We start from the raw sequence: 12,738 nt of genomic DNA, 5'->3' as shown, positions 1-12,738 counted from the left end.
TAATTTAAACTAGTTTTCCGGCATTAAAATTCCAATTACTTTATCTTTGGATAAATATTTCTTGGCCACTTCTTGCAAATCTTTTGTAGTAAGTCCTTTAATTCTTTCTTCCATTTTCAAAATGTCGGCTGCTGAAGTCCCATTTGTATACGAACGTGTCAAAGTAGACAACCAAAAACGATTTTCTTTATTTTCCTTCTTATAATCTGCAATTTCACCTTCTTTATATTTAGTCAAATCAACTGCTTGAGGACCGTCTTTAATTATTTTATTTAATTCACGTAAAGCAGATTGCGTCAACTTTTCAGCATTTTCAGGTCCACAAGGGAAAGAAATATTGAAACTATACGAACCGTAAGGCACTTTATTCATACTTCCTCGAGCACTAATTCCGTAAACACCACTTTCGTTTTCACGTAACTCTTCGATTAATTTAATAGTTAATACTTCTCCCAAAGCTTCCATTGCTAAAGCTTCTTTTGGAGAGTAAGTCGCGTCGCCATAGTACATAATTGTCACGTTACTTTTGGGGTCTGTTCCTTTGTTGACAGTCTTTTTCAAATCTCCTTTTGGCATTCTGAAACCTAAATCAGTCATTTTTTCACGTTGACTTGTGCTTGGCAGGCTACCTAAATATTTAGCAGAATATTCTTCCATTTTAGCATCATCAACATTTCCTACGAAGAAAAATTCAAAATCTGCTGCATTTGCAAACCGTTCTTTGTACTTCTCGTAAGCCAATTCATAATTGGTTTTTTCCCAAGCTTTATCATCTGGAATTAAACCGAAAAATCTTGGATTGTCTTTCATTAGAAATCCATAAAACTCTTGCTGAAAATAAAAATTCGGAGTGGAGCCCAAATTTTTATAAAATGAATTTTGCTTTTGTTGGTAACCGTCAAAAGCTTCTTTATCTAAATTCAAATCAGTGAAGTATGCATTCGTCATTTGAAAAAGATATTCCAAATCCTTTGGCGTTGTGCTACCGTTAAAACCTTCCGTGGTACTACCGATGTATGGATTAACATTCGCAATTTTACCATTCATAAACTTGTTGATGTCATTGACTTTCAAACCAGAAAAACCAGCTTCGGTTAATGCGCCATTTGCAAATTGTGTCTGTTGCAATTCATTATTCGAATACAAATTACTTCCTCCAAAACTGATTCCTCCCATTAAAATTTCATCATTTTTAAAATCCGTCTTCTTGTAAGTCACTTTTACACCATTCGAAAGTGTCAAAGTAGTGGTTCCGATTTTTGCATCTTTTTCTCGTTTAACGATAGTTCCTGATTTTAGTTGATTTCTCAACAAACTTGAAGCAATCTCAGTGTCTTCGTAAGCGGTAATAGCATCTGTATTTACTCTTAAAGCAGACAACACCTCTGCTTCTGTTGGCATTTTCAAACCTTCTTTTTCTGGACCGGTTAAAATCACCACACGATTATCGTCTTTAATATAGTCATTTATCAAACCATTAATATCTTTTAACTCAATCGTTGGTAAGACTTTAACAAGCATATTGTAAGTCCACTCGATACCTGGAGTTGGTTCTTTTTCTAAAAAGTGTGATTGATATTCGCCTACAAAATTTGAGGAATTTGTTTTTTCTCGGTCATTATAAGCGCGTTCCATTCCTGCTACGAAATCTGATTTTGCACGTTCGAGTTCGCCAATGGTAAACCCAAATTTCTTGACACGTTCATTTTCAGTTACTAAAACTTTCAACGCATCTAATTGTTTGTCTTCAGCAGACATTGCAAAGGATTGGTAGGCTTCTTTAGTTCTCGCATAGGTTCCTCCATGATATGAATATCCATATGTGAATGGCGGAGTTGGAGAGTTTGTCAGTTCGTCCAAACGATTATTCAGCATGGTAGAAAACAAGCCTTCAATCATTTCTTTTTTAAAATCAGCAACTGTAACTGTTGGCTTCGGCATTTCATAATCTTTGTACAACAATTGCACTTGAGCCGAAGAAGCTTCCTTGTCACTTTCAACTGCTATAAAAGTTTCTTTATGATTTGGCACTTCATAAATAATTCTTGGACGTTCATTCTTTGGGTTTTTGTAGGAAGAAAAATGTTCCTTGACCTTTTTCTCCATCGCATCCACATCGATATCACCCACGACAATTACACTCATCAAATTTGGTCGGTACCAATCTTTGTAGAAACTTACAAGTTTATCATATTTAAAATTTTCTAAAATTTCTTTTTTACCGATTGGAAGTCGGTCTGCATAATGTGAATTATACATCATTTTAGGCATGTATCGTCCCATCATTCTTTTTCCAGACCCTAAACCAATTCGGTATTCTTCAAGAACAACTCCTCTTTCTTTGTCAATTTCTTCTGGAGTTAAAACGGCATTGAAGGCCCAATCTTCGATGATTTGAAAGCCTTTTTCCAATTTTTCAGCATCATCAGAAGGAATTGGTAAAAAATAAACCGTTTCATCAAAACTGGTGTAGGCGTTCAAGTGTTGTCCGAATTTAACGCCGATACTTTGCAAATAATCAACCAATTTGTTTTTCGGAAAACGCTTGGTACCATTAAAGCACATGTGCTCCATAAAATGCGCCAAGCCTTGTTGGTCGTCGTTTTCTAAAATCGAACCCGCATTGATAACTAGTCGTAAATCGACTTTGTTTTCAGGTTTCGCATTTTGCTTGATGTAGTACGTAAGTCCGTTTGCTAATTTTCCCGTTCTAACACTAGAGTCAAAGGGAATCAGTGCATCACCCTTCACTTCTTGAGCTACCATAGCAACTGGTAATGCTAATAATAAGAAAAGCGTTCTCTTAATTTGTTTCATATTAAATCATTTTTTAGGTTGTTGAAATTTAAGAAATAACTTTTATTTCAGTTTTTTATTATGTTTGCTTTAACAAAAAAATTGAAAAATGTGTTCAACTGTTGAAAACCCTAGCATTTAAGAGACAACATATTAAAGGAAATAACTATATTTACAAAGTAGAAAAACAAACTTTATGATTACCCAAAAACAAGTCATGTCGGTTCTAATTTGGATTTTATTTATTCCAAATTTACTTCAAGCTCAAATTTCTGAAATTATTCCTCCTTATAACATTAAAACGGCGACTTTCGTCCAAAATGGCGCTAACGTAGTACCCATTTTCAACTTGAGAGAAGGGTTTCAGTTTCAGTTTGACGATTTATTTGGCGACGAAGCGAACTATTTTTATACCCTAACGCATTGCGATTACAATTGGAACGAGTCACAGCTTTCAAAATCAGAATACATTGATGGTTTTGACGACCAACGGATTCAATCGTATGAAAACTCTTTCAACACCTTACAGCTGTATTCGCATTACACGTTATCTTTTCCCAATAAACTTACTCGATTTATAGTAACTGGAAACTATATTTTAACGATTTTAAATAACAGCAAGGAAGTCGTTTTTTCTCGAAAATTTATTTTGTATGAAAATTTAGTCTCTGTTCCAATGGAAGTTAAAAGAGCACGAAACGGGAAACTTATCGAATACAAACAAAATTTAGAGTTTTCTGTAAAATCAGAAACGGTACAGTTTCAAAATCCGTTACAAAACGTGAAAATTATGCTTTTGCAAAATGGAAACTTCAATACGGCAATCAAAAATGTAAAACCAATGTACACTATTGGCAACGATTTAATTTATAAATATGATAGTGAAACCCAATTTTGGGGTGGGAATGAATTTCTAAATTTTGACAACAAGGACATTCGTGGAGTAAACAACACCGTGGGCCGAGTAACTTCCAATCAAACTTATAATTCGATTTTATATACCAATCAAGCTCGTAAAAATCAATTATACACCTTTTTCCCAGATATAAATGGAAACTTTTTTGTAAGAAATTTTAATGCTGAAAATAATTATATAGAAGCCGACTATGCTTGGGTATTTTTCAGTCTATCGGCTCCTGATTATTTTGGTAAAAAAAATATTTTCGTCAACGGTATGTTTAATAATTATACCTTAGCTGATGAAAATAAAATGGAGCTGAATACAAAAACTGGCCTATACGAAAAAGCGTTGTTTATCAAACAAGGTTTTACTAATTTCCAATATCAAATTGCCGATAAAAACGGAAATGTAGATGAAGAAAATGCAATCGATGGAAATTTTTATCAAACTGAAAATCAATATACCGCACTTATTTACTACCGTGAAAACGGGCAACGTTACGATAAGGTTATCGGAAAAGGAATCGCTAATTCAGAAAATATTACTAATTAAGCTAAAATTTGGTTTCCCTTTCTTTTTTAAGTAATTTTATACCCATTAACAACAAGTGTTTCAAACACGCCAAGTAAAAGTAAGTATGGTTACGCAAATAACAAGAGGCATAAAAATATCCGTTTTGACTAGTTTTGAAGGAACTTATTTTAAAAACTACAAGGTCAACTTTGCCTTTACTTACCAAATTACAATCGAAAACCACAGTAAAGATTCTGTTCAGTTAATTTCTAGATTTTGGGAAATTTTCGATTCTCTTAATGATAGAGAAACGGTGATTGGAGAAGGAGTGGTAGGAAAAAAACCGGTACTTAAACCAGGTGAAAGTCATACCTACAAATCGGGTTGCTTATTATCATCTCCTTTTGGAGCGATGAGAGGTTACTTCAATATGATTAATTTTACCTCAACTAAAAAGTTTAAAGTAATTGTCCCCACCTTTAAACTGAGTGCTCCTTTTGCATTAAATTAATTTAAAAAATCAATTCTCTGCTTTCTTAATCAAAACTATTTCGTCTTTCGTTACTGCAAAAATGGAGTCCCCTTCTCTTGGTTTCATAATTCCCAAACCGGTAAAAGCGCCGAAAGCGGGCAAAATCATTTGGTGCTTACGTTGAAAAAAACACGGCAACTTCAAATGACCTCGTCCTAAACCTCGCAATACAATTCCGGGATGAATGTGTCCTGAAAAATTGAACATTCCTTCTATTTCTGTAGGATGATGGGTAAGTAGAAAATCATCCATTCGTAAATACTCAACTACTTGAATGCCGTTACTTTCATAATTATTTGAATCAATAATGTCGTGATTTCCGGCAATTAATACTAGCTCGCAAGTACATTCCTTTGACCATTCGACAAATAAATCCCACTCGCTATTTTTTGTGCTGTGAAATAAATCACCGAGAAAAAGGATGGTTGAGGCGTTGAAAAAATCTACGATATCAATTAACTTTTCAAAATTTTTATGCAAAGCATCGTTAGGAATTGCGAAACCGTTTTTTCTAAAATGAGTCACTTTTCCTAAATGAACATCGGCAATTAATAAAGTATTTTTCTCGTTCCAAAATAAAGCACCGCTAGAATGCATGGTGAATAATTGGTCATTGATTGTTGTTTCTAAAGTCATATGATTTGTTCGATTTTCGAACTGTGTAATTTTTAACCGCAAATTAAGCTAATTTTCACAAATTAAAATTTGAATTCAATTTGTTACTTCAAATAAGAAGCCGTCATTTTTTTAATTCGTTCCGCCAAGCTTTCGCTTGATAATTTTTCGCGCAAGCGATCGGTGATAATTGGAAAGCTAAACGGCGTTGGCTTTAAACATTCCTTCACTACAATGGTTTGTTTCGCAATTCGTTCCAAAGCTAATAAAAGTCGGCCTTCTTCAAGTTGATGTTCAAACGTCTCTCGATAAGCTTGTTGCAATAATAAATTGTCAGGTTCGTAATCCTTGAACACTTCGAATAACAATTGTGTTCCGCTTTGCAAATGTTTTGTCTTGACCGCTTTTCCAGGCATTCCGGTAAACACCAATCCCGCAATTACAGCAATGTCTCGGAATTTTCGTCGAGCCATTTCGGTTGCATTTAAACTTTGTTGCAAATCCGCATGAATGTAAGATGTCGATAATAAATTATTGTCTAACAAATCTTCTATGGAAAATTCTTGATCGGATAACAATTCGAAACCGTAATCATTAAATGCTAATGAAAAAGTAATCGGCGATAACAGACTCATTCTATAGGCAAGAACAGACGCCATTGCTTCATGCACAAATCGCCCTTCAAAAGGATAAAAAACGGCATGATAACCTTCCCGAGTTTTAAAAGTTTCAATTAAAAATTCATCCGCATTTGGAATAATTGATTCTTTTCTTTGTCTCTTAAATACAACTTCTAAAGCTTTTAATTCTACTGATAATTCTTCAGGTTGGTTTGCCAAATGAATTTCTTGACGCAGCAATTCGCTCATTTGTGCCGAAAAGGACATCCGGCCGCCAGACCAACTTACTACTTTTGATTTACTTCCAGCAGGCGCTTTTTGCACCAACACTTGCATATTTTTAATTGCAAAAAGCTGCAATTTTTTTCCAGCAAAAATAAAAGTGTCGCCCGGTTGCAATCGAGAAGCAAATGATTCTTCAATTGAACCAATATAGCCTCCGCTCAAAAATTTTACTATCATCGAAGCATCGCCAACTATCGTTCCTATCTGCATTCGATGGTGCATTGCTGTTCGCCTGCTTCTAATTATCATCAATCCATCTTCGTCCAATTCTACCTTTTTGAATTCATCGTAGGCTTGTAAACTTTGACTTCCATAAACCAAAAAGTTCAAAATCCATTGCCAATCTTCTTTGGTAATATATTGGAAACAAAACGTTGATTTTACTTCTTTAAAAATTTCGTCGGGATAAAACCCATCCGAAACCGCCAAAGTATTTAGATATTGAATCAACACATCATAACTATTCAAATACGGAACTCGATCTTCAACTAAACCTAATTTTACTGCTTTTCGCAATGCCGAAGCTTCAATCAATTCCATCGCATATGTAGCTAAGAAATAAACGCGACTTTCTTTTCCGGGTTGATGTCCACTTCTTCCAGCACGTTGTAAAAATCTTGCAACTCCTTTCGGGCTTCCAACTTGCACAATAGATTCTACAGGGGCAAAGTCGACTCCTAAATCTAAACTTGACGTGCAAACTACTACTTTTAATTCTTCATTTCGGATGGCATTTTCCACCCAATGGCGCGTTTCTCTACTAATGCTTCCATGATGCATTGCCATTTCACCAGCAAACTCGGGATATTTCTCGAGTAAATTTTGGAACCACAACTCACAAGCCGATCGAACATTCGTAAAAACCAAGGTCGTTTTGCTACCGCGAATTATTTCCGCTACTTGGTCTAATAAATGCAAACCCATGTGGCCGCGGTACGGATAAGTTTCCATTTTTTCTGGCAATATGGATTCCACACGAATCTTTTTACTGATATTGGCACTTACCAAAACCGTTTCCGCTGGATTTTGATTGACGCCAAATAACACTTCTTGGGCTTGCGCCAAATTACCAATCGTTGCCGAAATGCCCCAAACTTGCAACTTTGGTACAATCGTTTTCAATCGCGAAAGCGCCAACTCCATTTGAACGCCTCTTTTGGTTCCTAATAATTCGTGCCATTCGTCAATAACAATGGCTTCGCAGTTTTTAAATATCTTTTCGTAACCTTTTGTAGCCAGTAATAATTGCAAACTTTCGGGAGTTGTAATTAGCAAATCGGGCATTTTTGTTTTCTGTTTCGCTCGTTCTGAAGCCGAAGTATCTCCCGACCGAATGCCAACCGTTAAAGGCAATTCCAAATCAAGAATCATCTTTTCTGCCGCTTGTTTGATTTCAATAGACAACGCTCGTAAAGGTGTAATCCAAATTGCTTTTAATCCAGGAGGTGCTTTTTCTTTGTAATTTTTATTTTTTCGAATGTAATTTAATACGATTGGAATCCAAAGTGCAAATGTTTTCCCACTTCCTGTTGGCGCATGAAGCAAGCCGTTTTTACCTTTCAAAAAAGCTTTCCACGTTTCTAATTGAAACGGGAAAGGATTCCAACTTTGGCGTTGAAAGAAAGATTTTCCAATATCAATTAGTTCTTTTTGTGTCATTTAATCCTCAATTTCATTACCAACAATCATACTTTTCAAATCTTCAATAGAATTTGCTTCATCGATTTTTTTATCCGTTCGCCAACGCAAAATTCTTGGAAACCGTGTAGCAATGCCACTTTTGTGCCGTTTGGAAAGTGCAATACCTTCAAACCCAATTTCAAAAACCAATTGTGGCGTCACGCTTCGCACCGGACCAAAACGCTCGAGCGTGTTCTTCTTGATAAAATCATCTACTTTTCTAAATTCGGCATCAGTAAGTCCGGAATAGGCTTTGGCAAACGTAACTAATTCCCGGGTTCCATCTTCCTGATTTTGCCATAAGGCAAAGGTATAATCCGTAAATAAATTGGACCTTCTTCCGTGACCTCGCATAGCGTAAGTTAAAACCGCATCAATGGTTAATGGCGCGATTTTCCATTTCCACCAATCTCCTTTTTTTCGTCCAACGAGATAAGGCGAATCATTTTTCTTTAACATCAAGCCTTCGCTTTTCATTTCTCGGGAGCGAGTTCGTTCTTCAGTTAATTCTTCCCAAGTAGCGAATTGCACTCGTTCTGAAAGTCGTATAGGCAATCCTTTATCTTTAATTTCTAGAAATAATTGTTCTAAAATTGCTCGTCTTTCTTGATAAGCCGTTTCCCGAATATCCTTGTTTTTCCATTCTAAAATATCATATACTTTTAAAATCACAGGCGTTTTTTTCAACAAAGCTGCACTTACCGTTTTACGACCAATTCGGGTTTGCAAATCATTGAACGTTCCGATATCGTCGTTTGGAAAAGGCAAAATCTCTGCATCTAAAACCGTTCCGTCGGGAATTGCATTTACGAAGGCGCCAAATTCGGGATATTTATCGGTCACTAATTCCTCTCCCCGACTCCATACAAAAATCTGTCCGTCGCGAATGATGGTTTGTGAACGAATGCCGTCCCATTTGTGTTCGGCACTCCAATCTGTGGGACTTCCTAATTCTTGGATATCCATTTCTAACGGATACGCCAAATAAAATGGATACGGTTTTGAAATGAAATCACTGCTTTTTTCGTCTAAAATTAATTCCTGAAAGCTAATTGTTGACGGTTCCCAGTTGCCCATTAATTTATATGCCAATACATCTTCGTCTAGGTTTTCGGCTTTCGCCAAAGCACGAGTCATTAACTTTTGACTGACGCCAATTCGGAAGCTTCCGGTGATTAATTTAGTAAAGACAAAACGTTCGTAATAATTTAAAGCCAACCAATTTTCGTGCAAATAGGCTTTCTTTTCTTCTTCTGATTTCTTTTTTAGTGCAATGATTTCTTCGAGGAAAGTCGTCAAACTTTTATCGGTACTATTATCTGTGGTGGGAATTATCAAACCAATCGTTTCCGCTAAATCGCCAACAATGTGGTAACTTTCTTCAAAAAGCCACATCGGTATATTCGCCAATTCATTTGCCCAAAGGCGTAAAAGTGTTGTGTTAACCGGCCTTGGTGGCCGACGATGCGACAGTAAAGCAATCGTCCAGACTTTATCAGCTGGTGGAGCTTGTCGGAAATATTCCGTCAAGGCTTCCACTTTTAGATTCGTTTTATTAGTGCTGTCGAGGATTCGAATAAGATTGGCAAAACTTTTCATTACGTAAGCAGGTTTTTGACTTTTAATACTTCAGGCTGTGCTTCTTCACTTTCCATTTCACCTTCTCCTTTACCGCTAATTTCTCCCGCTTCCCCTTCGTATTGGGTCTTTGCAGTTCGGGCATCGTAGCCTAATTCACGTAAGTATTTGGAAAATAAATCGCTGTAACCGTGGGTGGCAATTACTTTTTCGGCACCGGTTGCAGAAATACTTTCAAGTAATCCTTGCCAATCGCAATGGTCGCTTAACACAAAACCTTTGTCGACTGCTCTTCGTCTTCTTGCTCCTCGAAACGCCATCCATCCACTTGCCGAACCGGTCACATAAGGCGTCATTTTTCTAATCCAAGTACTTCCGTGAGCACTTGGCGGAGCCAAAACGATGTTTCCTAGCAGTTCCTCTTTCTTAGTTTCCCGAGTAATTAAAGTAGTTTCAGGAAAATCGACTTGGGCACGAAGCACTTGCGTCATATTTTCGATGGCGCCATGGGTATATATTTTTCCTATGTTTGGGTCTAGAAATTTGAGTAGGCGTTGTGCTTTTCCTAGAGAATAGCCAAAGAGTACGGATGTTTTGCCTTCTGCTTGGTTTTCAGCCCACCATTCATTGACATCATTCATTACTTGGGATTGAGGTAACCATTTGAAAACGGGTAATCCAAAGGTACATTCGGTTATAAATGTTTGGCATTTTACGACTTCATAAGGAACCGAAATACCATCATCTTCTGTTTTATAATCGCCAGTAAAGACCCAAACTTCGCCTTTGTGCTCTACCCGAATTTGAGCCGAACCAATAATATGTCCCGCAGGATGAAAAGAGAATTTTACATTATTAATTATGAAGGTTTCGTTCCATTCTTTCCCAATAACGTTGGTCACTCCGAGTCGGTGTTTGATGATGGGAACATTACTAGAATGCGTAATATAACGTTCGTTTCCCCATCGCGAATGGTCGGCATGACCGTGGGTGATGAGGGCGTTTTTCACCGGTTTCCAAGGGTCGAGATATACGTCGGCTTGGGAACAGTAGATGCCTTTGTCGTTAAATTCAAGTAAGGGTGACGCCATGGGTTTTGTTTTTATTGGTATTATCTTTATTTCTCAGAAAGACCTTAGGGGTTGAACTAAATAGTTCAGGTCTATTTAATTTTAAAATTTCATACAAAAGCGCCAAACACTGTGCATTGTAATTAGAATTAGACACAGATTAAATTTAAAACTACTTGATGAAAATGAAAACGAAATTGTAGGAAGTTTAACTATTGCCTAAGATTGAAAGGTGAGAATTAGCATTAAAACTTATCACTTTTCAATGCTTTATATACACATAAAACGGGGGTAAATGTGGTGTTAATGATAGCAATAAACACATCAGCTGGGTTGTAGGACGGTTTTTGCATGAAGATATAACGTCCTTCAGTTGTATGTATTTAATGGTGCTGTTCAGATTTAAATAGTACGCTTTCGCAGTTTTGCCTTAAACATTTTTGCAGCGGTAGTATATCCTCCTTCTGTGCCGTCGACAAAGTGGGAGTGCTTCGTTTTTCTGTCAATAACATAGCACGACATTACTGAGGCATGGGTAATATGGATGCCATAGATTATTTTCTTTTCTTGTTCTAACCGATTGAGGTAATCTATGAACAAGTCAATTTTGTCCTGATTGGCGGCAAAAATAGTATTAATCATTCCGTCGAGCATGAACGTATGGGACAGCTGCCCTATTTGTTGCAAATATTGTTTGCCATTAGGCGTCAAATTTAGATAGAACTTGCCAATTAGTGTAGACAGCCAGTTTTTTACTAAATAAAACCAATTTTGATTTACCAGCGTAATTTTCATCTCTTCCCAAATGGTAAGAATATTAAAATTGAGTCGTAATCTGTTGGCTTTTATAGGTTGTCTACTAATAAATTCACCAAAAAAAATATCCATTTGGGCAATTACTTCGCTGTACAAAAGACGTTGGTCGGTTTCATTTACGGAATCTAATAGCAAACAAACTACTTTGTTTTGGGTTTGATTGGGGTCTATTCTTTTCCACCTGCATTCCATTCCTTGCAGATTTAGGAGGTCTTTTTCGAATAGTTTTACATCATTTTCTACAAAATTATTCTTAATAATTTCTTCTGCCTTCTTTAATCCGTTACCTAGAACGATGGGGATAGATAATTGCTGCGTTAGTTTGTGTTTAGCTATTTTGAGTGTCGCATTTTGCGCTACTAAACTATGCACAGAAACGTGTCCTACCCTTAGGGTCAGATTGGCATTTCTTTTTATATGCAAACTATAATTTTCTAACGTCGCTACAATTTTATCTAGATACAGGGATGGAACTATAAATGTTGCCCCGTCTCCGCCAAAAAAATAAGGTATTTCTGTCGTTTGTTTTTCTTTTCGAAGCAAGTTAAGCACCGAAATTATGGCCCCTGTTGCGGTAAGATTTACTTGGTGGTGCTTGCCATCTGCAACGGCTTGAGTGGAGTTTTGAATATCTACCACTACGACATGCCAAGTGGCAGGAATGTTTGTAAAACGCCTTTCGTAAGCTAACAAGTCTATCAGGCTATTTCCTGAACTTTTTAGGTCGTTATAGAATTCAAATTCTCTCATTTACGAAAATTATTTAAGCAACCTAGTTTTGTTGAGTATTAGAGTAGTTCCAAGGTGATTATACATATACGTTATATGTATAATCTCTTGGCTGAATGTGGTGTTTGGGATTAAAGGTGCGGGTTTTTTCTGTTACGAACAAGTTTTGAATCAAAAAATGTTATAAAAAAAAGAGTTCCTATTTCAGGAAAAGAGTTTACACAAAATTCTGTCCAGTCTCAAAAATGGATTTTGCGATGAGAGAAAAGTGTTTCAACATTCAATAAATGAAATTTACCACTCGATAAATATCTTTTACTATTGAATAAATAAGTTTCACCATTCAATAAATGAAATTTACCATTCGATAAATACTTCTTACCATTGAATAAATAAGTTTCACCACTCAATAAATATGTTTTACCATTCGATAAATACAATTGTTTTTTTTGAAACACGTTATTTAGGTTTTGAAAGGTACTTTTTCGGTTTTGAAAGGTTGTTTTCGGTTTTGAAAGTGTGTTTCTATTTTTGGAAAGTACTTTTTTGGTTTTGGCAGCTTGTATTCATAGTGAAGAAATGAAGAAAATTGGTGTGGTAGAA

The 12,738-nt window shown here is 36.2% G+C and carries 8 protein-coding genes; 2 read left to right on the top strand and 6 right to left on the bottom strand.

Annotated features, from left to right (window positions below; translation table 11 throughout):
* Positions 1-9: 9 nt before the first annotated feature.
* Positions 10-2,817, bottom strand: coding sequence for a M16 family metallopeptidase (locus ACQ5J2_RS06195; RefSeq protein WP_432672864.1), 2,808 nt, complete (start codon positions 2,815-2,817; stop codon positions 10-12).
* Positions 2,818-2,992: 175 nt separating this feature from the next.
* Here ACQ5J2_RS06195 and ACQ5J2_RS06190 point away from each other — a divergent pair, with 175 nt between their 5' ends.
* Both ACQ5J2_RS06190 and apaG read left to right on the top strand, forming a co-directional pair.
* Positions 2,993-4,249: a DUF5103 domain-containing protein gene (locus ACQ5J2_RS06190; protein ID WP_432672863.1), complete on the top strand. Its 1,257-nt coding sequence runs from the start codon at positions 2,993-2,995 to the stop codon at positions 4,247-4,249.
* A gap of 85 nt (positions 4,250-4,334) precedes the next feature.
* Positions 4,335-4,721 (top strand): Co2+/Mg2+ efflux protein ApaG, encoded by a 387-nt coding sequence (apaG, locus tag ACQ5J2_RS06185; protein WP_432672862.1) that lies wholly within the window; start codon positions 4,335-4,337, stop codon positions 4,719-4,721.
* A gap of 9 nt (positions 4,722-4,730) precedes the next feature.
* Here apaG and pdeM read toward each other — a convergent pair whose 3' ends face one another.
* The 5 genes from pdeM to ACQ5J2_RS06160 form a co-directional block, all read right to left on the bottom strand.
* Positions 4,731-5,378: a ligase-associated DNA damage response endonuclease PdeM gene (gene pdeM / locus ACQ5J2_RS06180; RefSeq protein WP_432672861.1), complete on the bottom strand. Its 648-nt coding sequence runs from the start codon at positions 5,376-5,378 to the stop codon at positions 4,731-4,733.
* An 83-nt stretch (positions 5,379-5,461) separates the two neighbouring features.
* Positions 5,462-7,921, bottom strand: coding sequence for a ligase-associated DNA damage response DEXH box helicase (locus ACQ5J2_RS06175; RefSeq protein WP_432672860.1), 2,460 nt, complete (start codon positions 7,919-7,921; stop codon positions 5,462-5,464).
* Positions 7,922-9,541, bottom strand: a complete 1,620-nt coding sequence (locus ACQ5J2_RS06170; RefSeq protein ID WP_432672859.1) for an ATP-dependent DNA ligase — start codon at positions 9,539-9,541, stop codon at positions 7,922-7,924.
* The gene (locus ACQ5J2_RS06165; protein ID WP_432672858.1) at positions 9,541-10,611 is read right to left on the bottom strand and encodes a ligase-associated DNA damage response exonuclease; all 1,071 of its coding nucleotides are present in this window, start codon (positions 10,609-10,611) and stop codon (positions 9,541-9,543) included. The genes ACQ5J2_RS06170 and ACQ5J2_RS06165 overlap by 1 nt, the downstream gene beginning before the upstream one ends.
* Before the next feature lie 381 nt (positions 10,612-10,992).
* Positions 10,993-12,156 (bottom strand): DUF3095 family protein, encoded by a 1,164-nt coding sequence (locus ACQ5J2_RS06160; RefSeq protein WP_432672857.1) that lies wholly within the window; start codon positions 12,154-12,156, stop codon positions 10,993-10,995.
* Positions 12,157-12,738: the final 582 nt, after the last annotated feature.

The organism is Flavobacterium sp. SM2513 (assembly GCF_050908145.1).
Lineage (GTDB): Bacteria > Bacteroidota > Bacteroidia > Flavobacteriales > Flavobacteriaceae > Flavobacterium.
Note: the sequence above shows the minus strand (reverse complement) of the source record. Positions and strands in the feature narration are given on the sequence as shown.